Raw genomic sequence first — 23,490 nt, forward strand, 5'->3', positions numbered from 1 at the left:
GCGATGTCGTGGACGGATAGCCTGCAGCTCGATTGGGAAGCCTGCATCAACCTGATCCTGCAGACCATGCAAGCATTGCAGCTAGGCCTGTTGCAGTTGCTGGGCTGGCTGCATCTGGTGCCGACCATCGATGGCCAGCCGGCCTGGCCCTTTGCACTGCGCCTGTCCGGCGAAGTGATGTTGATCGACCGCAACGTGGTGCGCGCCCTGCTCGCCGCGCTGGCCTGGCAGGGCGCAGCCTTGCTGTTGCTGGCCCTGGCCTGGCGCTGGCGGCGCGGCCGCTGGCCGCTGCTGGGCGTCGCCGTGGCGCTGGGCTGGTGCGCGCCGTGGCCCGATGCCGCGCTGCTCACCACGGCGGCCACGCCGACCAGTTTCCAGACCTCTCCTGCGCCTTTTTCAGCCACCAGCATCGTGCGCGGTGAGCAGGTCTATGCACGCCATTGCCTGGCCTGCCACGGTGCGGATGGACGCGGCAATACGCCCCTGGCGCTGTCGCTGCCGATCGCCCCGCCCAATCTGTCCAGCGGCTTGCTGTGGCGGCGTTTCGATGGCGACCTCTACTGGAGCCTGCGCCATGGCAAGGGCAGCATGCCGGGCTATGCCGAACGCCTGAGCGTGACCGAGCGCTGGGACCTGATCGATTTCATGAAAGCCAATGCAGCCGGCGTGGCGGCCCGCGAGACCGGCACCTGGCCGCGTCCGGTGGCCCTGCCCGACCTGGCGCTGGATTGCCGCCGCGCCAGCGTGACGCATGCACGGCAATGGCAGGGCCAGCGCATCCGGCTGGTGGTGGCCGGGACCAGTGCACCGGCGGAAGACCCTCGGCTGCAATCGGTGCTGCTGGGCAGCGACGGGCGTGCACCGCGCAGTGCGGTCGGTACCATCGATTGCGCCAGCCATGACGCCAGCGCCTTGCGCGCCATCGCCATCCTCACGGGTCTGACGGTGTCGCAATTGCCCGGTACCGAACTGATCGCCGACCGCGACGGCTGGCTGCGTGCGCGCAGCAGCGACGGGGCCTGGTCGCAGAGCGACATGCTGTGCCGCTCTCCCCTGGCAGGCGCGGCGGCCAAACCCGCCAATGCAGAAGCGGCCGGCGGCATCGACCAGCTCATCGCTGCCATGGATGCCGAACCGGTACGCTTCATCAAGGGTGGCTTTGTGCATTAGCGGCCGGCACGCACCTCATCTTCAGCCTCTCCGTCACCGCCGTCAGTGAGCGACCTCACCCACATCAGGGTGCGGGACTACAGACCGGCTCGTATGGACTTTTTACTATAAGCCATCCATACATGGAGGACAGCATGAGCGATACCAAACCCGAAGGCCTTCCGCCCCAGCACCAAGCCCATCAACCCGGCAGCGAACAAGAGATGCACCCGCGCCCGCACAGCGCACCGGCCGGCCAACCCGGACGGCGGCTGGCAGGCAAGGTCGCGCTCATCACGGGCGGCGACAGCGGCATTGGCCGTGCCGTGGCGCTGGCGTATGCGCGCGAAGGGGCAAAGCTGGCCATCGTCTATCTGGATGAGGAAGAGGATGCGCGACTGACCCAGAAAGACATCCAGGCCCTGGATGCACCCTGCCTGCTGATCCCCGGCGACGTCGGTTCGCCGGAGTTCTGCCGCAGCGCCGTGCGGTCCGTGATGGATGCCTATGGAAGGCTGGACGTGCTGGTCAACAATGCGGCCCAGCAATACCCCGCACAAAGCATCGAACAGATCTCGGCCGAGCAGCTGGAGCACACGTTCCGCACCAACATCTTCTCGATGTTCTATCTGGTCAAGGAAGCCATGCCCTTCCTCACGCGGGGCGCGCGCATCATCAACACCACCTCGGTGACCGCGTATCGCGGCAGCAAGCATCTGGTGGACTATGCCGCCACCAAGGGCGCCATCGTGGCCTTCACGCGTTCGCTGTCGCAGCAGCTGGCACCGGCCGGCATCCACGTCAATGCAGTGGCACCGGGGCCGATCTGGACGCCCGTGATTCCCGCCAGTTTCAGTGAGGAAGAAGTGGCCAGCTTCGGCAAGAACGTGCCGTTGGGACGGCCGGGACAGCCCGATGAGGTGGCACCGGCCTATGTCTTTCTTGCCACCGAAGGCGCCTCCTACATGACCGGTCAGGTGCTGCATCCCAATGGCGGGGAGATCGTCAATACCTGAGCTTGTCTGCAGGCATTGCCTCATGCTGTCCCTACATGCAGGGACGGCAGCTTGCCTCAGGAAAACCCCGATGGCAGCCATGTTGCCGCCGGTGCATGATGAGCTTGCCCCATGACTTCGCGAGAGTCCACTCATGCACAAGACCGCCCTGATCGCTACCACCCAGCCCGAAGTCAGCCGTGCGCTGACCGAATGGCTGGCCATCAACGACATCGACATCCAGATCGCCAGCAGCGGCACTGACGCCATCGAGCACATTGCCCTGGACCGCCCTGACGTGGTGCTGGCCCAGCTGGCCATGGAAGGCATGAGCGGCCTGCGTCTGGCGCATTACCTCAAGGCGCAGGAGCAGCTGGCCGACGTGCCGGTGATCCTGCTGTGCCGCGATGAGCGCGAGATGGATCTGGTCAAGGGCAAGTGGCCGGCTTTTCTCTGTGCCGGCGCGCTGCATCCCGCCCTCATCTCCGAACTGAAGCGCGAGCTGGTCAACTGAAACTCAGGCGACCGTCTTTGCCGCACGCTGGCGGCGGCGCCATTGCGCCACGCCCAATCCTGCGCCCGCCACGGCCGCCAGCAACAGCGCCGCGCTGAGCGCGCGATGCTGCGCGACCCAGCGGCGCGTGCTGCGCCATGCCTGCACGTACGGGAAGCGGGCGGCGGCGGCAAAGTCCGGCTCCACGCAGTTCTGGCCGAAGTCGGCCGAGAACGGCACGGCCGCCCCTTCCTTCACGTAGCGCAGATAGAGTTGTTCTGCGCGCGGCTGATCGTAATAGACGAAATTCACCCCCTGGCACAGCACCGCCGCGAAGGCTTGCGAGCGCGCGGGCAAGGCATCGGCCGACTTCATGACGTAGTCCGCCGCGATATCCCGGTAATGGAAACGCTTGTAGGGCTTGGCTTCAGTGGCGGCATAGCGCTGGCGCTCGCCGTCGGTCACCAGCGGACCGGGGAGATCGGCCTGGGCTCTGGCTTGCGGGTTGTCCGGCAATGGCTTGTCCTCGTTGCCATACATGCCCATGCCGCGTCCGGCACCGCCCGGATAGCTCCCGCCGTAGACGGCATAGTCCGGTCCCTGTTCATAGCCCATGATCTCCATGCCCTGGCGGCGCGCAATGACGGCGGCCTCGTACCAGCCCTGGGCGCGGCTGCTGGCGCGCCAGGCATGCTGCCCGCGGTCCAGTGCCTGGCCGTACTCGCGCGCCTTGGCGCGCATGCGCCAGCCGGCCGGGACTTCGTGGCCCTCAGCATCGTAGGTGCTCTGGATGAAGCGCTCGTCGCGATCGTCCGGGAAGTAGGGCAGCGCTTCTTCCACGCGCCCGTCGCGCACCAGGCGCCGCGCCAGCAGCTGGCGCAGGTTGTCTTCCACGGTGATGGCCGACAGGCCCACGGCCACCCAGCGCACCGACTGCGGTCCTCCACCCTGCTTCTGCACTGCCTTGGCCACGGCCTCCGGTGCCGGCATGGGCGAGGCAGGGGCATGGGCATCGACGTAGGTTTTCAGTTCATCGGTGGTCAGCACGCGCTCGGCCACATAGGCCATGTCATTGGCGTAGGCATAGTCGCCGTAGTAGCCACCGCGTGACTGGCGGGCGCTGTCGCTGGCAGCCTGGTGGAACTGCGCCAGCGCTTCCACATATTGCCCGCGCGAGAGCGTCAGCACGCCCTGTTCGCCCATGAGCAGGCTGGCATTGGATGGGTCAAGGCTGGCATCGTTGCGCGGGAAGGCCTGCGCAGCGCGCGCGTAGGCTTGCACGGCGGCGGCGGTGTCCCCCTTGCGCAGCGCCAGCTTGGCGCGTACCCACCAGGACAAGGCGGTCTCCTGCCGGTTCGCCAGCGTGGCAGCGAGGTCGTAGCGGCCGGTGCGATAGGCCAGCGCGGCCACGCGGTCGGCCCCTTCGATCTTTTCCAGGCCGCGCCGCTTGAGGGCATCGACCAGGGTCACCAGGACGCTGTTGGGCTTGACCTTGGCACTGCGCGCCGCATCGGGATAGCCGGACGAACCGCTGTTGGGCGCGGACGGATCGTAGTAACTGTCGCCGTTGCCGCTGCCTTCGGCCATGTCGCCCACGCGCGCCAGCGCATAGGCCACCAGCAGGCGCTGTGCGACCGGATCATCGATCAGCGCCGCGCTGATGTCGGCGTGTCCCAGGCTCCATGAGGCCAGTGCCGTCAGCGAATCCTGCGCGTTGGTTGACCCGCGTGCCGCCTGCTCTGCATACAAGCGGATCGCCTGCTTGAAATCGGCCGGCGGGATGGTCTCGCCGCAATCCCGCCCTTCATTGAAATCGGACCAGTTGCAGGGACCGCTCTGCCCCGACAGCATCAGCCGCGCCTGCTCGCCGTAGCTGGCCACGGCCAGCCCCAGCGGATCGGGCGCGCCGCCCACGGCCAGCGTGCGCGCTCTGGTGAAACTGGCAATCGCCTCGGCACGCCGCCCCTCGATGGCGTGCAGACGGCCCAGCATGAAGGCCGCCCACACGGCGCGTTCGCTGGCCTGCTGCGGCGGCAGTGCCAGTACCGCTTCGAAACGTTGGCGTGCCGCTGCCAGGGCATTGGCGCGAAAGTCCTGCGCCCCTGCCGTGTAGAGACGAATGGCCGGCGGCAAAGCCGCACCGGCCGCATAGGCGGACTCGCCATCGGAAGCGGCGCGCATGGCCTGCAGGGCAGCCCACTGGGCGCCCTCCAGCTGGCCCTTCTCGATCATGCGCAGCGAGCGCGGATCGTCGGGCTGGCCTGCAGCCTGTTCGTAGCCGCTGCGTTCATCGGCTTGCAGCTTGTCGGCCGGGGTCACCAGATGCGCAGCTTCCCAGGCGAAGGAATTGGCTGGCGTATTGCTGAGGGTACCGGCGCGGTCATCCAGCAATTGCAGCGGGAAATCCGGCCCGCAGGCCACCACCGTGGCCGCACCCAGCACCAGCAGGCTGCTGGCGGCGCAGGCGATTTTGGTCATGCGGCCCAGGCGGGGCAGGCTGCGCTGGCCCGTGGCGCGGGGGGCAGCGGCAGAACACTTCATTTTTGTCATCAGGATCCCATTTCCAGTGTGAGTTCGGGGGCCGGCGTGCCGTCGGCACAGCGCAGCCAGCCGATGGTACGGCTGCTGCCGGCGCGCAGCAGGCCAGCCTGGCCCAGGCGCAGGTAGCGTCCCCGGGCATCGCTTTCCAGCGTGTAGCCATTGATGCCGTCACCACTGCAGACGTTCCCTGAAGACGCTGCATCCCGTGGCGCGAGGTTCACCCGCACGCGCAGCGGCAAGGGCGCGTCGGCATTGCCGGCATTGTCGATGCGGATATCGGCGGGCGCGTCGTTGCCCTGCCCGGCGACCAGTTGCACCGCCAGGCCTCCCTTGAGCGGCTTGCGTTCCAGCACGGCCAGCCAGGTCGAGAGGCTCCAGGCGCGGCGGTCATCGCCGGTCGGCAGGCGGAACCAGATCAGCCCGGCCAGTCCCGGCGGCGGGGCCGCTTCCACTTCGGCCACGAAGCGCGCCATCACTTGCGGTTCAGCCATCAGTTCACGCCCCAAGCCGCCGGTCAGGAGCGGACGTTCGCTTTCGACTGCGGCGATGCGGCCCTGGCTGTCCCAGCTCACGCGCGAGCCATAGGCCGGCAGCGCCACGTGCCAGGGGCGGCGCGTCTGCGCGGCGTACTGGCGCATCCAGTCGCGGGCGCGCTCGCCATCGAAGAGGCCCAGGCGCGGATCGAGCACGGCGTGGACCTGCAGCGTGGAAGCATCGGCCACGGCCAGTAGTGGCGCCAGCTGCGGGCTGGCCAGCCAGGTCGGCAAGGCCGTCACGGTCAGATCCGTCGGTGCAATCCGGGCCTTGAGGCTGCGCAGGAAGGCGGTGTATTCGGGCAGGCGCGCCGTGGCGCAGTCGTAGTCGATTTCCAGCGCAGCCGGTTGCAGGCCGCGCTGGCGCCAGGCGGCCAGCAGTGCGAGCAGATGATCCTGGATCGCGGCCGCATCGAAGCGCGCCAGCTGGCCGTTGATGCGCACCGTCATCAGCAGCGGGCGGCCGGTATTGGCCAGCGCCTCGGCGTCGGGCGTGATGTCGATCCAGCGGCCGGAGGCCCCCAGTTCGGCCGCCAGCACGTGCCAGCGCGCCACCTGGGCATTGGAAGCAGAGAGCGCCGTGCGCAGTGACGGAGTCCACTGGCGCTGCCAGATGTAGACGTCCTGGGAGAGCTTTTCGGCAGGGACAGGATGGCGGGAACACGCCGCCAGCAATACAGCCAGCAGCACCCAGGTCAGACACAGGCAACTGCGCCTGGCAAAGCGCGCGGGCAGGAAGGCGAGGGGCATGGTCGTCGGCGAGGTGGAGTTCCGGTTGGCCGGCATTGTACGCGAGCCGACGCCCAAAAAACCAAGGCCCGGCACCTTGCGGTCACCGGGCCTGGTCAGCCTTGCAGGCGGGGCGCGATCAGGCCTTGTAGCCCTTGCTGCTCATCGGCACGAAGGCCAGCAGCACGCCCAGGATGGACAGGCCGATCACGTACAGCGCCGGCCCTTGCGGGTCAGCCTTGATCCACAGCGAGATCAGCACCGGCGTCAGTCCGCCGAAGACGGCATAGGCCATGTTGTAGGCGAAGGACAGGCCGGTAAAGCGCACCGGCGGCGGGAAGGCGCGGGTCGAGACGATGGGGGTCAGCGAGATGCTGCCCACGAACAGGCCCACCAGTGCATAGCCCCAGATCAGCGACTCGGGCGAACCCGGCAGCTGGCCGTAGAACCACCAGGTCGACAGGCCCAGGCCACCCCAGCCGATGATCATGCTGGCGCGGGTACCGATGCGGTCGCACAGCCAGCCGATGGCCAGGCAGCCGATGGTCAGCATCAGGGTGCCGGCGCAATTGGCCTGCATCACCAGCTTGGCCGGCAGGTGGTGTACGGTCTGCAGGTAGGACGGCGTCATCAGGATCACCACCACCACCGCGCCCGACAGGCACCAGGTCATGCCCGCGGTCAGGACGCTGGCGGCGCGGTGTTCGCGCAACACGGTCTTGAGCGGCAGTTCATTGGATTCCTTGCGGCGCGCCGCCAGCTCGCGGAACACCGGGGTCTCTTCCAGATAGCGGCGCAGGTAGACCGAGACCAGTCCGAACACGCCGCCCAGGATGAAGGGAATGCGCCAGGCGTAGCCCGCCACTTCAGCCGGTGCGTAGACGCTGTTGATGAAGATGCCCATCAGCGAACCCAGCAGGATGCCGCCGGTGATGCCGGCGGTCAGCGAACCGACGCCGAAACTGTAGCGGTTGGCCGGCACGTGTTCGGCCACGAAGACCCAGGCACCGGGCATTTCACCGCCGATGGCAGCGCCCTGCAGGGTACGCATCAACAGCAGCAGGATGGGTGCGGCCACGCCGATGCTGGCGTAGGTCGGCAACAGGCCAATGACCAGCGTCGGCACCGCCATCAGGAAGATGGACAGCGTGAACATGCGCTTGCGGCCGATCACGTCGCCGTAGTGGGCGATGATGATGCCGCCCACCGGACGCGCCAGGTAACCGGCGGCGAAGATGCCGAAGGTCTGCAGCATGCGCAGCCATTCCGGCATGTCGGCCGGGAAGAACAGCTTGCCGACCACCGCCGCGAAGAACACGTAGATGACGAAGTCGTAGAACTCCAGCGTGCCGCCCAGGGCGGACAGCCCCAGGGTGCGGTAGTCGGAGGAAGTGAGCGGTCGGTGCTGGGACTCGTTCAGAGCCCCGGTAAATTCAGCAGATTCAGCGGAAGTGGTCATGATGGTTCACTAACGGCAAAGCGGCGACCCGGTCCGCCGCCACATCGCCCCGGGACAATGACGCCCATGGCAATGCCGCAGCGGGCCGGATGGCCTGCTTCAACTTGTTCGTTCGGGTGGCCGCAGAGGGCATGCCAGGAAAGATCAGGACATGTCTGCGAAGGACAGATTCAGCGGAAAACGTAAAGCGAAGAAATACGATTTAGCGTCGAAACTTGCTTAATGATACCCCAAAAACCGGCAAAGCTTCCGCAACGCAGCATTTCTTGCTGCCCGGGCAGGCACTGGCAGCATCCCTGCCGGTTCCGGGCCGATATGAAGTTTCCTGACCTGGAAAAGCAAAGAAGCCCGCCAGGCAGCCACTGCTGCAAAGCGAGCTTCATGACAATGTGAAGCAACTGACCAAAATCCGGGAGCGCCCTGCCCGCCCCCGCACATGCGAGCCGGCAGCGGCAGCGCAGCCTCAGGATTCCAGCACGATATCGACCGCCGAGGACCGGCGCAGCATCAGGAAGCCTTCGCCATAGATGTTGCGGATTTGCATGGGCGCTTCCTCCAGCGAGCGCAATTTCTGGCGCACGCGGTAGATCAGGGCATCGATGCGATGCGCATCGTATTCCTCGCCGCCGGAACGCAGCAGGTCGAACAATTGCGCGTGCGAGACCGGATAGTTGGGGCTTTGCAGCAACGCCGCCAGGGCAGTGCTTTCCTTGTCGGTGAATTGCAGTGCCACCGAGCCATTGCTGGAGAGGCGTCCCGAGCGGCGGTTGAAGGCCCATTTCTCCGACTGGGGCGAACTCTGGTGCGGCGCGGTCTTCATGCGGCGCGCCAGGGCCGTCAGCGTGGCCGAGACTTCTTCCAGCTTGACCGGCTTGACCAGGTAATAATCGGCCCCGTCGCTCATGCAGCGCACCCGTTCCTCGCTGCGGGTAGCAGCGGTCAGGATGATGATGCCCATGGACGGGAAATTCTGCCGCAACGATGCCAGTTCGGGCAGCAGGCTGCCGTCTGGCAAGCCGATGTCGGATAACAGGATGTCGGGCTGACGACTCTTGAGGATGTCCCTGGCCTGGCCCAGTGCCGAGCAGACCGAGATCTCGTAACCCAATTCCCCCACATGTGCGCTCAACGTGTTACGCCAGTCGAGATCGCTTTCTACGATAAGTACTTTCATCACTCTTGTGTTCCGGACGAAACCTGTTTTTATGACTGCCGGAGCATCCCCGCTCCCCCTCCGGAACCTGACCCCGGAGCCAGCTGCAGGCGTGGAAATGCTTTCCATAATCACAACGTTATACAGAAAATATCTGCGGATAAAATCATAAAAACTCGCAGATGCCTTACACCTGAAAACTCCACTGGGCCTGGCTTTGCGCGTGTTGGCGCAAGAGGCCGGTGACCGTCCCGAGCAGGTGGTCGACCGAACAGGGTTTGAGCAGGAAAGCGGCGATCGTGGGAATGCGCGCACTGGCCGCCGGCAGGTGGGCGCTGATCAGCACCACCGGAATCGGGGAAAAACGTTCATGCGACTTGATGTAGCGCGCCAGCTCCATGCCATCCATGCGCGGCATGCGCAGGTCAGTCAGCACCAGGCTGGGGGCCTGCTCCTGCATCTGCGCGATGGCATCCACGCCATCGGCCGCCGCCACCACCTGCAGTCCGCCCTGCTGCAAGATGCCGCACAGCATCTCGCGCGACTCGGGATGATCTTCCACGACCATCACGGTCGGTGCCTTGCTGATAGTTGCCACCACGTCTCCCTCCTGCCCTCTGTCCCGCACCAGATGTCACGGTGACTTGTTGTGACTGATGGTGATGGTTGGCGACAAAACGCGATATCAGGAAATTCCTGAAACTTGGACAACATTGCGCAAACGCAAGGCACAAGCGGGGCCGGCACGCAGCCAGGGGCGTGCGGGCAAAAGCGAAGGGAAGCAAGACGCAAGGCCGCGCCCGGCCAAGGCAGAGCTTGGCTGCAGGCGGACTCAGACGGGGGGATGGATCAGGGGCGTGCGGTCAGCAGGCGCTGGATTTCGGCCAGCATTTGCTCGAAGAAGACCGGCTTGCGCAGGAACAGGTTGTGACTGGATTGCGACAGATCGTGACGTTCCGGGGCACCACTGCACAGGATGATGGGCAGCGTGGCGCCTCCCGGCAACGCGCGCAGGGCCGCACACAGCTCCAGCCCGTTCATCACCGGCATCATGCAGTCCGAGATGACCAGGTCCGGCCAGGCCTGCTGCGCCTTGGCCAGCGCGTCGGCCCCGTGCACGGCGGTCACCACCCGATAGCCATGCAGCTCCAGCAGCATGGCATAGGTATCGGTGATATCGATCTCATCGTCGACGATCAGGAGCAGGGGCAGTGCCGCCTGCTGTGGGGGTGACGCTCCGGACATGGTCAACGTCCATCCGCAACCGGCGCGGCAAGTGGGGTCACCAGGCCATCGATCTCGATGCCGGCATCCGAAATGTTCATCAGGCGGCTGGCACCGTCGTAGCCGTTTTCGCGCAGTTTCATCACGGAAATCTGGCGGCGGTTGACGCTGTCCTTCACCACGTATTCCAGCAGCATCATGTTTTCGTACAGCTGCGAGGAATTGGGGTCGACCTGGGGCTGCGATTCGCGGAAGTACGGCAGTTGCTCGGTGATGAAGGTGGTCACGCCGCGCGCGCGCAGTTCATTGGTCAGCGCCACCAGGAAGGGACGCATGCGCTGCTGCTGCACCACGATGCTGCGCAGGCCATCCACGCCATCGATCAACAGGCGCGTCACGCCACGGCGCGCGATGTTGTCCAGCATGCGCTTGGCGAGGTCGTCGCACAGCATTTCCAGCGGCAGCTGCCACATCACCTGCAGCGCGCCGCTGTCGATATGTTCGTCAAGCTGCATGCCGGCCTTGCGGGCCTTGGCCAGCAGGCGTTCGGGGGATTCGTAGAAGCCCAGGATCAGGCATTGCTGGCCGTCCTTCAAGCCTTGTTCGATGAAGTGCAGCCCCATGAGCGTCTTGCCCACGCCGGGGCTGCCCAGCAGACAGGTCAGCGAACCGCTGACCACGCCGCCGCCGATGCACTTGTCCCAGGACGGGATACCGACGCTGACATAACGATCCGAGGTACCCGGCACCTTGCCGGCGCGGGTGGCGGTGGCTTCGAAGCGGGGGAAGATCTCGACCCCGCTCTGGTTGATCTCGAAGACGTGCTTGCCCAGCAGGTGATTGGCTCCACGCAGCTTGAAGACCTTGATCTCGCGCTCCAGCTGCATGCCGGACTCGTGCTGGCTCAGTTCGATGACGCCATCGACCAGGGTGTTTTCGGACTCGGGCATGTTGCCTTCCACCGGCGACAGCAGCAAGGTGGTGCAATTCATGGTGAATACCAGCGCATTCAGGGAATGCATGAATTCGGACAGGTTCAGGTCCGACGGACCGGAATCCCGCACCGAGCGGAACCCGTCGATGATCAGCATGGCCGGGCGATGGCGATTCAGTTCGGCACTGATCAGGCGCAGCAGGCCGCGCAGGCCTTCGCTGGCCAGCGCACCGTAGCCGCTCAACATCTGCATCTGGTCGCCGACCAGGCTCTCATTGAAAAAGTCAAAATTGCTCACATGATTGAGCATCTTGGCGTGCGATTCGGCGATCAGCGTCAGCAGCATCACCTTGTTGCCGCTGCGAGCCTGCGCAAAACCGACCTGCGAGGCCAGCGTGGTCTTGCCGCTCCCGGCCAGTCCCTGGATCAGATAGAGGCTGCCCGCCGGCAGGCCGCCGCCCAGGATTTCGTCGAAACCGGCAATGCCCGTGCTGATCAACGAAATGCGGCTGGGCCGCAGCGTCGCAGCGGCAGCAGGTAAGGGAGACTGCGGGAGATGGCTCATGTGGATGAAGGCTCGGTGCTTATTATTGTGCAAAGATTTAATGAGTTTTTCGTCATTATACGATTGCCCACGGTATGACTAAGGTTGTCATACACCGCAAAAGTTGCACCTTGGGGAGGTAAATACCTGCGCCGCGCGCAGGCGCGGAAGGAAGGCCGCAGGGGCCGGGAAGGCGGCGGGAGGTAGAGGGGCTGGCCGCAAGCTCATCCGTACGCGTGGCCGGCCAGCCAGGCCCGGCCACGGACTGCGGGGAATCAGCGCAGCTTGAAGACGCTGACCGTATTGGCCAGGCCGGCCGCCTGTTCCTGCATGGATTGCGCGGCGGCGGCGGCCTGCTCCACCAGGGCCGCGTTCTGTTGCGTGACTTCGTCCATCTGCGACACGGCGCGGTTGATCTCGTCGATCCCCACGCTCTGTTCGGTACTGGCCGCCGAGATCTCGGAGACCACATCGGTCACGCGCTTGACGCTCTCCACCACTTCCGACATGGTCGACCCGGCCTGGCGCACCAGCGTGGTACCAGCCCCGACCTTGCTGACCGAATCGTCAATGAGCTGCTTGATCTCCTTGGCAGCGGAAGCGGAACGCTGGGCCAGCGAACGGACTTCGGAGGCCACCACCGCAAAACCGCGCCCCTGCTCGCCGGCGCGGGCCGCTTCCACGGCGGCGTTCAGGGCCAGGATGTTGGTCTGGAAGGCAATGCCATCGATCACGCTGATGATTTCGACGATGCGGTTGGAGGCATCGTTGATCGCTTCCATGGTCTGCACCACCTCGCCCACCACGCCGCCGCCACGCGCGGCCACGCCCGAGGCGGCCATGGCCAGCTGGTTGGCCTGGCGGGCGTTGTCGGTATTCTGCTTGACGGTGGAGGTCAGTTCTTCGAGGGCCGACGCGGTTTCTTCGAGGGCAGTGGCCTGCTGCTCGGTACGGCGCGACAGGTCCAGGTTGCCGGTGGCGATCTCGGTGGAGGCGGTGGCGATGCTGTCGGTGCCATTGCGCACCTGGCCCACCACCTGGCGCAAGCCCTCGTTCATGGTCTGCAGGGCTTGCAGCAGCTGGCCGGTTTCATCCTTGCTGTGCACGCTGATCTCGGCCCCCAGGTCACCCCCGGCCACGCGGCGGGCGATGCCCACGGCATCCTGCAAGGGGGCGGCGATGATGCGCCCCATGGTGATCGCCAGGCCCATGCCGATGGCCAGGGCCGCGATCAGCAGTCCCAGCACGCCCACACGCGACTGGCTGAAGGTGTCATCGGCACCGGCGGTGGCGGCATCGCCGCCCTCCTGGTTGATCTTGATGAGCTTTTCCAGATCAGCGAGGATCTGCGGATAGAGCTTGTTGGAGTAGCCGAGGAAGAGATCGCGCCCCTGCGCATTGTCCTTGGCCAGGAAGGCGGCCACGATCTTCTTGTGCTCGGCCAGGAATTCCGCTATCTGCGCCGCGACCTTGGGATAGATCTCGCGCTCCTGCGGGGTATCGAGGGTGGCGGCGTAATCCTTCATGGTCTTGTCCAGACCGGTCAGGATGGCCTGGCTGCGCGAGACCAGGCCATTCATCGCCTCGACATCGCCGTCGTAGATCGCCAGTTGCGATTCGGTGCCGCGCAGGCGCACGAAATACAGCTTGATGTCGCCCAGCTTCTTCTGTGCCGGCATCCAGTCGCGCGAGATTTCAGAAGACGCATTCTTGACCTTGGCCAGCTGCTTGATCGAAAAGATCCCCAGTATGGCCATCAGCACCAGCACCGCCAGGAATGCCAGCTGCAGTTTCCTGGCAATCTTCAGATTCTTGAACCACCCCATCATCACCCGCCCCTGATCGAATTGAATGTCACCCATGTCGCAACGGCGCGCCTGTTGTTCTTCTGAGTGGCGCACCGTTCCCCGCGAGAATTATCACGAAATCTCCCCTGCACCAATCGCCGGAAGAGAAGCGCTTTTATGGCGCAGATGCCTTGCTGCAACACCTTCCTGCACGCCGGGGCAAACCCTGTTAACATGCGCAGCGTTCATGCTGCAGCATCACGTCAGCAAACAGTCAGGCATCAGTGAGCAATACAGTCGCAACGAAGCACCAATACAGCACCGATACAGTAGCAAACCACCAGCAATACAGCTGAAAGACAGCTGCACGCATCCTCCACCACAAACCGCATCGTCCTGGCCATCGAGGCCGCCGCCTTCGGGCCCTCCTCGCACCAGGCACATGCCAACGCCGCCAATGAACCGATTTCCCCGTCAAGTCACCATGTCCCGGCGCAGCCTGCTGCTGACCGGCGTGAGCCTGCTGGGCAGCTACGTCGCCTTGTCCAGCCTGCCTTCCTGGGCCATCCCGCAGCCTGACAGCCCGCAACTGGCCCCCTTCATGCGCCTGTCCGCGCTGCTGGTCAATCACCGCCTCAATCCGGCGGTGGGTGCGCGCATGCTGGAAGTGGCCGCGCGCGAACACGCCGACCTCGACACCCTGATGCGCCAGTTGCTGGCCATCGCCGAACAGAAGCAGGCCCGCAAGGTGGAAGACTTCTTCGCCGATATCCCCGCCGGCCCGCAGCAGACGCTGGCCTACTGGATCATCTTCGCCTGGTATACCGGCTGCTCTTCGCCCAAGCGCAATGCCACGGTCTTCACTTATGAAGAAGCGCTGACCTACCAGACCACGCTGGACGTGGTCGCCATCCCCTCCTACGGCATCAGCGGTCCCAACCGCTGGCGCCAGGTCACGGTGCCGCTGGCCGACATGCCGCGCTTCTGATCCCTGCAACCTGTGGAAAATCAACGTATGAACAGCAACAACAAGGCCGAGGTGGTCATCGTCGGCACCGGCGTGGTGGGCGTGCTCATCGCCGAACAACTGCTGGATGCCGGCATCCCCGTACTGATGCTGGAAGCCGGCCCGCGCGTGGCGCGCGCCGAGGTGGTGGAAAATTTCCGCAACCTGCCGCTGGCGCTCAAGGGCGATCCTTCCTCCTGCTATCCGCCGCGCCCGTGGGCACCGCATCCCATGCCCTCCAGCGAGAATCCGGACGATCACTACCTGGAACTCTCCGGTCCCGACAAATACGCCCAGACCTTCATCCGCTATGCCGGCGGCTCCACCTGGCACTGGGCCGGCACCTGCTGGCGCCTGACGCCGGAAGACATGCAGCTGCACACGCTCTACGGCGTGGGCCGCGACTGGGCCTTCGGCTACGACGTGCTGGAACCGTATTACACCCGCGTCGAACACAAGCTGGGCATCTGCGGTCCGTCCGACCCGGCCCTGCAATGGCCGCCGCAACGCTCGGCGCCCTACCCCATGCCGGCCCTGCCCTTCAGCCCGGGCGAGCAACGCTTCACCGACGTGGTCCGGGAACTGGGTTACCACAACATCCCGACGGCCCAGGCGCGCAACAGCGGCATGCCCTACGATGAGCGCCCGGCCTGCTGCGCCAACAACAACTGCGTGCCGGTCTGCCCGGTCGGTGCCAAGTACGACGCCGCCACCGCACTGGCGCGCCTCGAATCCAAGGGTGCCACCATCCTCACCGATGCCGTGGTGTACCGGGTCGAGACCGATGAGGCCAACCGCGTGAACGCAGTCAACTACTTCGATGCCAACAAGGTCAGCCATCGCGTCACCGGCAAGATCTTCGTGCTGGCCTGCAACGGCATCGAAACGCCCAAGCTGCTGCTGATGTCGGCCAACAGCCGCAACCCGCACGGACTGGCCAACAGCTCCGACCAGGTCGGCCGCAACATGATGGACCATCCGCAACTGACCATGACGCTCACGCTGTCCGAACCCTACTGGTCCGGTGTCGGTCCGGTGGTCAACAGCGGCATCATGGAAACCTCGCAGGGCAGCTTCCGTTCCGAACATGCGGGCGCCTACTTCCGCTACAACAATTTCGCGCGCAATCGTTTCGTCACGTTCGCCGCCTTGAAGAAGGGACTGGTCGGCCAGGCGCTGGACGAGGAAATCCGCCGCATGACCGCCTGCACCGCCGACGTCGTGCTGGCGCATGAAGTGCTGCCCGATGCCGACAACCGCCTCACGCTCTCGGCCAAGAAGGACTGGCTGGGCCTGCCGCGTCCGTCCATCCATTACGACGTGGGCGACTATACCCGCAAGTCGGCCGAACAGTATTCGCTGCCCATCGGCCGCAAGATCGCGCAAGCCATGGGCGCCACCGACATCAAGGTCAGCCCCGCCTTTGCGCAGAGCAAGCACATCATGGGCGGCACCATCATGGGACTGGATGCGGCCAATTCGGTAGTCGATCCCGACTGCCGCGCGCACGATCACGACAACCTGTTCCTGCCCGGTGGCGGGGCCATGCCCAGCACCGCCTGCGGCAACAGCACCCTGAGCATGGCGGCACTGGGCCTGAAGGCGGCCGATGCCATCGTGCGTCAACTGCAGAAAGCCTGAGGACGAGCATGCGACCATTGAACCTCCTCGCCCTCGCCGCTGCCCTGCTGGCCACGTCTGCAATGGCGCAGACACCCGAGCCGGCGAGCGCGCCACCTGATGTACCCGCCGCAGCACCGGCCCCGGCCGTCTCGCCCGAAGCGGCACTGATCGAGCGCGGCCGCTACCTGGCGGTGGCCTCCGACTGCATCGCCTGCCACACCGCGCCGCGCGGCAAACCCATGGCCGGTGGCCTGGCCATCGCCTCGCCGGTCGGTGAGATCATCGCGACCAACATCACGCCCTCCAAGTCGCACGGCATCGGCAACTACAGCGAAGCGCAATTCGCCGCCGCCCTGCGGCGCGGCGTGCGCGCCGATGGCGCCAACCTGTATCCGGCCATGCCGTACACCGCGTATGCCGCATTGAACGATGCTGACGTGCATGCCCTGTATGCGTATTTCATGAAGGGCGTGGCACCGGTGGATACCGCCACCCGCGAGACCGCCCTGCCCTTCCCGATGAATATCCGGGCGTCGATGAAGGTGTGGAATGCGCTGTTCCTGAAGGACCAGCCGCTGGCCCCGGCCCCGCAGCGTTCTCCGCAATGGCTGCGCGGACGCTACCTGGCCGAAGGCCCGGCGCATTGCAGCAGCTGCCATACACCGCGCGGCTTCCTGATGCAGGAGAAAACCAATCTCGCGCTCTCCGGTGCCCAGGTCGGCCCCTGGTATGCGCCCAACATCACGCCGCATCCCACGGCCGGCATCGGCACCTGGAGCCAGGATGAGCTGGTCGCCTATCTCAAGACCGGCCGCGTGGAAGGCCGTGCCCAGGCCGCCGGCAGCATGGCCGAGGCGATCACGCACAGCTTCTCCAAACTGACCGACGAGGACCTGCGCGCCATCGCCGTCTACCTCAAGGAGACCCCGGCCATCGGCCCGGATTCGTCGACGCCGCCCACGCTGGGCACGCGCTTCGAACAGGGCAAGGCCGGCAATGCGCTGGCGCAGTTCCGTGGCCGCACACTGGGCGCCGACAGTCCCGAGGAGATCCGCGGTGCGCGCCTGTTCTCGGCCAGCTGCGCTTCCTGCCACGGCTACAACGGACAAGGTACGCGCGATGGCTACTATCCTTCGCTGTTCCACAACTCGGCCACGGCGGGCGTGAATGCCAACAACCTGATCGCCACCATCCTCTATGGCGTGGAGCGCGAGACTGAAGACGGCGGCCATGTCTTCATGCCGCCCTTCGGCGACCAGCCCAATGCGCTCAACAAACTCTCCAACGAGGATGTGGCAGCGCTGTCGAATTATCTGCTGAAGTATTACGGCAACCCTGAGCTCAAGGTAAAACCCGAGGACGTGGCCGTGATCCGCGAGGGCGGCCCGCGTTCGCCGCTGCTGCTGGTGGCGCGCATCGGCATGGGAGTGGGCGCGGTGGTGGTGGTATTGCTGCTGTTGCTGGGCACACTGATGCTGTTGCGACGCAAGCGCATCGATCCCGAGCACGACTGGAAATAATTTACCTGCCATACAAAAAGCGCTGTTCCCCTCACAAGGAACAGCGCTTTTTTTACTTCTTTTCTACAGCCAGACCGGATCAGGACTTGGCGTAACGTCCTTCCAGATCAGCCTGCGCACGCAGACGCTCATACTCGTTGAGCGGCATCGGCTGGGCATCACGCTCGCCCAGTTTTTCCAGCGGGATGCGATAGGTCTCGCGGGCGGACAGCGCTGCCAGTGCCGACACGATGGTGATGCCGAAGGCGATGCCGCCCACGGTCAGCCAGATATTGCTGGAGCCCGGAGGTGCCACGGCGGTGAACAGCGCCGGCAGCATGGCCGTGATGGCGGTGCCCACGTTCTGCGCGATGGCCATGGCCGAGACGCGCGAACGGGCCGGGAACAGTTCCGGATAGAAGCTGGGGAAGACCGCGTTGTAACCCTGGTAGACCACGCCCCACATCAGGATCGACATCACGAAAGCCAGTTCGACGTTGCGGATGCTGATCGCATACAGGTAAGCGAAGGCGAACAGGCCCGCCAGCAAGGAACCGACGATGATGGGCGGACGGCGGCCGATGCGATCCGACAGCTTGCCCACATAGGGAATCACCAGCACCGCCACGATATTGCCGACCACCGGAATCCACAGGTAGACATCCTTGGCGAAGCCGATGCCATAGGCCGGCTGCACCGCATAGGCCGCGCCGAAGATGGTGGCCACCACCGGGATCACGTTCATGAGCGCCATGCAGACCACGCGCAGCATGTTGGGCGAACTGTCGCGGAAGGCTTCCACCACCGGCGAGCGGCGCTTCAGTTCATTCTTGTCGGTGGCCTTGAACAGCGGGGTCTCATCCACGGTGCGGCGGATGATCCAGCCGGCGATGATGACCAGGAAGCTGAGCAGGAAGGGAATGCGCCAGCCCCACACATTGAACTGCTCGGCCGGCATGTAATGCGCCAGCGGCAGGAACACCGCGGCCGCCAGGATCTGCCCGGCCTGCACCCCTTGCAGGGTAAAGCTGGAGTAGTAGCCGCGCCGTCCGAAGGGCGAGTGCTCCAGGATCATGGAACTGGCCCCGGAGATTTCACCAGCCACGGCAAAGCCCTGGGCCAGGCGCATGATGACCAGCAGTGCAGGTGCCCACAGGCCGACCTGGTCATAGGTCGGCAACAGCCCGACCCCGATGGTGGAAAAACCCATCAGGAACATGCACCACAGCAGCACCTTCTTGCGGCCGTGGGTGTCGCCCAGGTGGCCCAGCACGAAGGCGCCGATGGGACGCGCCACATAGCCCACGCCATAGGTGGCCAGCGAGGCGATGATGGCGGTGGTCGGATCGCCCTTGGGGAAGAACAGCTGCGGGAAAATCAGCGAAGCAGCCGTGGCGTAGATGAAGAAGTCATAGTATTCGAGCGCCGAGCCGATCCAGCCGCTGGCGGCGGCCTTCTTGCTCTGCTGCGAGTGATCGCTGGAATGAGAGGATTGCATGGTGTCTCCGTGGTGTTGCCGGGCAGGCCGTCATGCTGATGCGATGACGGCCTGCCGATATTAAGAAATGGCTGGCTCGGGGGCGAACTCAGAAGCGATGCAGGATGCCCATCTGCAGTCCGATCAGGCTCTTGCCATTGATGTCGGCCCCGGCCAGGTTGCTGCCCGGTCCGGCCGAGCCGCTGAAGCGCCAGCCGGCATTGGCCTGGTTCTTCATGTAGTTGGCGAATCCATAGAGCGTGGTCCGCTTGGAGAGGTCATAGTAGGCGCCCACGTTGCCGCCCTGTGCACCACCATCCTTGTGGGAGGTGTCGACCATCACGCCATACAGCGCGCCGATGCGCAGCTGCGGCGTCAGGCGATAGTCCGCCGAGACCTGGTAGACGTTGTAGAAACGCTGGATATTCGGATCGTTACCGGCAAAGAAATTGTTGGGATTGCTGACATTGTTGAGGATGGTCGCGGCATTGTTGCCATTGGCGTTGGCGGTGGTGTTGTTGCTCCGTACGTAGGCCAGGTAGATCTTGCCCGGGCCATAGTCGTAGTCGGCATACACGTTATGGTATTGCACCGTATTGCTGTACAGGCCGCCGGCATTGGGTTTTGCCACCAGACCGGCATAGCCTGCGCGATACGGGCCGTTAGTGTAATCCAGACCGAACTGATAGACACCACGGCGGCCCAGTCCCTCGCCTGCGGTCTCCGGCATGGCGTAGTGGATATCGAACTGGAAGCCGGCCCAGCGCGGCGACTTCCACGACAGGTCATTGTCGAAGCGCGACGGCACGCCGAAGGTATTGATGATGGAGCCGTAGGTGGTGCGCTCGGTATAGTCGATGGCACCGCCGATGAAGAAGGGCACGCTGTTCTGGCGGCCCACGCGGAATTCCCCTGCGGCCGGGGTCTTGATGCCGACCCAGGACTGGCGGTCGAACAGGCGCGTGCTGTCGGCCAGGCCGCCGGTGTCGCCGGCGAATCCGTTTTCCAGCGTGAAGGTGGCGGCATAGCCACCGCCCAGATCCTCATAGCCTTTGAGGCCGATGCGGCTGCGCAGGATCGCGCCATCGTTGAGCGCCCACAGGCTCTTGCCGCTGCTGCTGTGCATGTAGCCCAGGTACTGGTCGACCGTGCCATACAGGGTGACGTTGCTGGTGCTCTGCGCCAGGGCCGTGGTGGAGGCGGCCAGCAGCAGGCCCATGGCGACGGGCGTGCGCAGTGCGCTTGTCGGGCGGGTGGATCGTGGTGTCATGTCTCGGATCTCTGTTGTGTTTGTGGTTGTGGTGATGGTGGTGGAGCGTGACTCCCGGCACACGCAATGCGTCCCCTGCCGGCGCGCTGCGCGGCATGTTCCGAACGGGAGGAAACGGTGGGCCCGCTGCACCCTGGCGTGTTCAGGGAAGGGGCCGGTGGATCAGGATGAAGGACGCTGCGGTGTCATGGGGTCTCCTCTGTTGTGATCATGCGGCCCGCCCCCTGAAGGGACGGTGTCGCATCGTCAAACCCGCTCGCTATGGTTTTGTTGTGGCGAGCCGGTGGTGCTGCTCATGTTGATTGCTGATGCTGATTGCTGATGCTGATTGTTGACTGCAGGTTAAGGATCGCTTTGTGCGTTTACGCCGCCACCGCTTCACGCACCCGCAGGCCGCGCCGCAGCACCTGATCGGTCACCCACTTGGCCGAGCGGCGCGCGCGTTCGGCCACCACGGCCGGCGACATCTGCAGGTAATCGTCATTGAACACTTCGAAGCTGTAGTCACCGCGATAACCGCCGCGATGCAGGCGGCGCACCATGTCGGAGAGTTCCAGCGAATGCTCGCCCTCACCGGGGAAGACGCGCAGATGGCGCGCCGTCTCCAGCCGTTCTTCGGGCGTACGGATCTCGCGCCACATGAAATCGGACAGCTGGACCATCACGATGCGGCGGCCGGGAATGGCATCCAGGTCTTCCAGCGCGCCGCGATTGGCGAGGATGTGGAAGGAATCGATGACCACGCCGAGATTGGCGTGATCGGCCATCTCCACCACTTCCCAGGCTTGCATGTACTGATTGATGTGACGTCCCCAGGACAAGGCCTCGAAGCCCACGCGGATACCCAGCGGCACCGCCAGGTTGGCCAGCTTGGCCAGGTCGCGCGCGATGTGGCGGGTGTCGCCGCTGGCGTGTTGCGAGGTCGAGGAGCACACCATCAGCAGCGGCGCACCGACCGCCTTGCAGATCTGCAGCAGGTTGCGGGCCACGTCCACCTTGTAGTCGTGCAGGCTGCCCTGCAGGCCTTCGTAATCGCGCATGACCTGGATGCCGGTGACGCGCACGCCGCTTTCGCGCACCAGCTTGACGGCCGCCTCCAGCCCGCCGGGATAGCCGACCAGGTCCTTGGACCACAGCATGAGCTGCGAGAAACCAGCCGCCTTGGAGGCGGCCAGTTTGGATTCCAGTCCACCCGGCAGGGTGATGGTATCCATGCCGAAATTGTCGAGGTTCACAATGCCTCCAGATGACGGAAGTCGTCCGCGGCCACACCCGGCCAGCCGAACAGTTCGAGATACAGCGGCGCCTGCTCGATGAGCATCTCCTTGCCCTTCTGGATGCGGCAGCCCTTGGCCTGCGCCTGCACCAGCAACTGGCTCATCTCGATCTTCATGCCGCAGTCGGCGACGATGGCCTCCGTACTCACACCTTCCAGCGCGAAGGGCATCGGGTCGCCCACGTGCATGCCCAGTGGCGTGCAGTTCACCAGCAGGTCGACACCGCTGGCGTCGGGCTGCGCAAAGCGCACGCGGGTCGCCGGATAGGCCGCCTCCACGCGCGCCAGCAAGGCTTCGGCCCCGGCGCGATTGGTATCGAAGACGCTGATCTCGGCGATGCCCTGCGCCGCCAGCGAGGCGACGATGGCGCAACCGACACCGCCGGTACCGACCACCAGGGCGCGCGTCCTGTTCCACACCAGCGGACGGTCGGCGGCGGTGCGCGCCAGTGCGCGGATGAAGCCTTCGCCGTCGATCAGGTCGCCCCAGACCACACCCTCGGCATCGCGATAGACCGCATTGCAGGCACCGGCCACACGGGCGCGCAGGGTGGCCTGTTCGACCGCCTCCAGGGTCATGGGCTTGTGCGGAATGGAGACGAAGATGCCGCCCACGTTTTCCGTCTTCATGAACATGCGCACGGCCTCGCAGTAGCGCTCCGGTTCGATCTTGAACGGGATCACGCGCGCATCCAGCCCGTGGCGCTTGAAATACGCGTTGAACAGAGTCGGTGCCTTCACCTGTTCCACCGGCCAGCCGATGACGGGGAAGATGCGGGTCGTGCCTGTGATTTCCTTCATGGTCTCAGTTCTTGTCTTTCTGGCTGCGGACCAGTTCAAAACTGACGCCGCCCTTGTAAAGCTGGGTGAGCGCACCGCGCTCGCTGATCTGGGTAGGCGCGCGGTCGACGAAGATCACGCCGCGCTCCTGCAATTGCCGCACCGCCTGCAGCACGTCGGGCGTGCCCAGGCCGAGACGCAGCCACTCTTCTTCCCACTGGATGTCTTCGGTGCCTTCCGGGGGTTCCACCAGCTGGATGTAGAACTGGCGGCAGGGGCTGGCCAGCAGGTTGCCCTTGGGCAGGATGCCGAAGAACTGCCCCTCGGGCAGCACCGAAAATCCCATCAACGAGGAATAGAAGTCGATCCATTCACGCGTGCGCTCCGGCCCCACGGCCTGCACCAGGCCGAAGAAATGCATGCCCGACAGCGCCGTGGTCTTGCGCCGCTCCTGGCTGGAGGGCTTGAAGTCGACGTCGTAGATGGAGAAGTCGCGATAGCGGTCGACGAAGTAGATGATGGAGTCGCCACAGCCATGCACGCCCGGGATGTTCAGTTCCATCGCCCCGGCGCGGGTGGGAATGGGCCAGGCCCCCAGTTCGGTCACGCGGCGATAGGCCTCGTTGGCATCGCGCACCCGCAGCGCGATGGCGCTCAGGTTGGTGGCCTGCACCTCATGGTCGAAACCGGACCAGGCCGACACGTCGGCGTTGACGATCACGTTCATCTCGCCTTGCGTGTAGAGCACCACTTCGCGCGAGCGATGGCGGCCGACCTGTTCGAAGCCCATGCGCTCCAGCACGGCACCCAGCGCCAGCGGCTCGGTGGTGGCGTATTCGATGAACTCGATGCCATCGATGCCCAGCGGATTGGTGGGGACAGGATTGTTTTCTATGGTGTTCATCATGATCCCGATGATTTGTCTCGGAGCCGAGTATAGCCAAGCCCACCCCCTGCAAAAAGGCCGATATGAAGCAAAGCGTGCGATAATCGCGCAACTTGTTCGCCAATCACTCAT

The 23,490-nt window shown here is 64.9% G+C and carries 19 protein-coding genes; 6 read left to right on the forward strand and 13 right to left on the reverse strand.

Going from position 1 to position 23,490, the window contains the following annotated elements; genetic code table 11:
- Positions 1–3 precede the first annotated feature (3 nt).
- The 3 genes from J2X56_RS11085 (at position 4) to J2X56_RS11095 (ending at position 2,658) form a co-directional block, all read left to right on the forward strand.
- Positions 4–1,170 (forward strand): cytochrome c, encoded by a 1,167-nt coding sequence (locus J2X56_RS11085; protein WP_310160239.1) that lies wholly within the window; start codon positions 4–6, stop codon positions 1,168–1,170.
- A gap of 134 nt (positions 1,171–1,304) precedes the next feature.
- Positions 1,305–2,165: an SDR family oxidoreductase gene (locus J2X56_RS11090; protein ID WP_310160242.1), complete on the forward strand. Its 861-nt coding sequence runs from the start codon at positions 1,305–1,307 to the stop codon at positions 2,163–2,165.
- Between the two features lie 133 nt (positions 2,166–2,298).
- Positions 2,299–2,658: a PleD family two-component system response regulator gene (locus tag J2X56_RS11095; RefSeq protein ID WP_121043658.1), complete on the forward strand. Its 360-nt coding sequence runs from the start codon at positions 2,299–2,301 to the stop codon at positions 2,656–2,658.
- A gap of 3 nt (positions 2,659–2,661) precedes the next feature.
- On the opposite strand, the gene J2X56_RS11100 is transcribed toward J2X56_RS11095, so the two are convergent.
- The 8 genes from J2X56_RS11100 to J2X56_RS11135 form a co-directional block, all read right to left on the reverse strand.
- Positions 2,662–5,178 (reverse strand): hypothetical protein, encoded by a 2,517-nt coding sequence (locus J2X56_RS11100; RefSeq protein ID WP_310160246.1) that lies wholly within the window; start codon positions 5,176–5,178, stop codon positions 2,662–2,664.
- Positions 5,179–5,186: 8 nt separating this feature from the next.
- Entirely contained in the window at positions 5,187–6,461 is a 1,275-nt protein-coding gene (locus J2X56_RS11105; protein ID WP_310160248.1) for a DUF3142 domain-containing protein, read from the reverse strand.
- 118 nt (positions 6,462–6,579) lie between these two features.
- A complete protein-coding gene (locus tag J2X56_RS11110) occupies positions 6,580–7,899 on the reverse strand; it encodes an MFS transporter (RefSeq protein ID WP_121043664.1) in 1,320 nt (439 codons plus the stop codon).
- 463 nt (positions 7,900–8,362) lie between these two features.
- Positions 8,363–9,073 carry a response regulator transcription factor gene (locus J2X56_RS11115; protein WP_034331370.1) on the reverse strand — a complete coding sequence of 237 codons (711 nt, stop codon included), beginning with the start codon at positions 9,071–9,073 and terminating at the stop codon, positions 8,363–8,365.
- 166 nt (positions 9,074–9,239) lie between these two features.
- Positions 9,240–9,653, reverse strand: a complete 414-nt coding sequence (locus tag J2X56_RS11120; RefSeq protein ID WP_232729682.1) for a response regulator — start codon at positions 9,651–9,653, stop codon at positions 9,240–9,242.
- A gap of 248 nt (positions 9,654–9,901) precedes the next feature.
- Positions 9,902–10,297, reverse strand: a complete 396-nt coding sequence (locus J2X56_RS11125; RefSeq protein ID WP_134136627.1) for a response regulator — start codon at positions 10,295–10,297, stop codon at positions 9,902–9,904.
- A gap of 2 nt (positions 10,298–10,299) precedes the next feature.
- On the reverse strand, positions 10,300–11,775 hold the full coding sequence (locus J2X56_RS11130) for an ATPase domain-containing protein (RefSeq protein ID WP_310160261.1): 1,476 nt from the start codon (positions 11,773–11,775) through the stop codon (positions 10,300–10,302).
- A 254-nt stretch (positions 11,776–12,029) separates the two neighbouring features.
- Positions 12,030–13,580, reverse strand: coding sequence for a methyl-accepting chemotaxis protein (locus tag J2X56_RS11135; RefSeq protein ID WP_121043994.1), 1,551 nt, complete (start codon positions 13,578–13,580; stop codon positions 12,030–12,032).
- Positions 13,581–14,025: 445 nt separating this feature from the next.
- Here J2X56_RS11135 and J2X56_RS11140 point away from each other — a divergent pair, with 445 nt between their 5' ends.
- From J2X56_RS11140 to J2X56_RS11150, 3 genes are read left to right on the forward strand one after another with little or no spacing between them, the layout of a single operon-like run.
- Positions 14,026–14,529 carry a sorbitol dehydrogenase family protein gene (locus J2X56_RS11140; protein WP_232729669.1) on the forward strand — a complete coding sequence of 168 codons (504 nt, stop codon included), beginning with the start codon at positions 14,026–14,028 and terminating at the stop codon, positions 14,527–14,529.
- 27 nt (positions 14,530–14,556) lie between these two features.
- Positions 14,557–16,188 (forward strand): GMC family oxidoreductase, encoded by a 1,632-nt coding sequence (locus tag J2X56_RS11145; protein ID WP_134136625.1) that lies wholly within the window; start codon positions 14,557–14,559, stop codon positions 16,186–16,188.
- A gap of 8 nt (positions 16,189–16,196) precedes the next feature.
- Positions 16,197–17,690, forward strand: coding sequence for a cytochrome c (locus tag J2X56_RS11150; RefSeq protein WP_310160263.1), 1,494 nt, complete (start codon positions 16,197–16,199; stop codon positions 17,688–17,690).
- A gap of 79 nt (positions 17,691–17,769) precedes the next feature.
- Here J2X56_RS11150 and J2X56_RS11155 read toward each other — a convergent pair whose 3' ends face one another.
- The 5 genes from J2X56_RS11155 to J2X56_RS11175 form a co-directional block, all read right to left on the reverse strand.
- Positions 17,770–19,167, reverse strand: coding sequence for an MFS transporter (locus tag J2X56_RS11155; protein ID WP_134136622.1), 1,398 nt, complete (start codon positions 19,165–19,167; stop codon positions 17,770–17,772).
- Positions 19,168–19,255: 88 nt separating this feature from the next.
- A complete protein-coding gene (locus J2X56_RS11160; protein WP_199725110.1) occupies positions 19,256–20,365 on the reverse strand; it encodes a porin in 1,110 nt (369 codons plus the stop codon).
- 413 nt (positions 20,366–20,778) lie between these two features.
- Positions 20,779–21,651: a sugar phosphate isomerase/epimerase gene (locus tag J2X56_RS11165; protein WP_034330567.1), complete on the reverse strand. Its 873-nt coding sequence runs from the start codon at positions 21,649–21,651 to the stop codon at positions 20,779–20,781.
- A complete protein-coding gene (locus J2X56_RS11170; protein ID WP_134136621.1) occupies positions 21,648–22,493 on the reverse strand; it encodes a shikimate dehydrogenase in 846 nt (281 codons plus the stop codon). Before J2X56_RS11170 ends, J2X56_RS11165 begins: the two co-directional genes overlap by 4 nt.
- A gap of 4 nt (positions 22,494–22,497) precedes the next feature.
- Positions 22,498–23,379: a 4-hydroxyphenylpyruvate dioxygenase gene (locus J2X56_RS11175; RefSeq protein WP_088755638.1), complete on the reverse strand. Its 882-nt coding sequence runs from the start codon at positions 23,377–23,379 to the stop codon at positions 22,498–22,500.
- Between the last annotated feature and the right edge of the window lie 111 nt (positions 23,380–23,490).

Source organism: Herbaspirillum sp. 1173, assembly GCF_031455335.1.
GTDB classification, from domain to species: domain Bacteria; phylum Pseudomonadota; class Gammaproteobacteria; order Burkholderiales; family Burkholderiaceae_D; genus Herbaspirillum; species Herbaspirillum huttiense.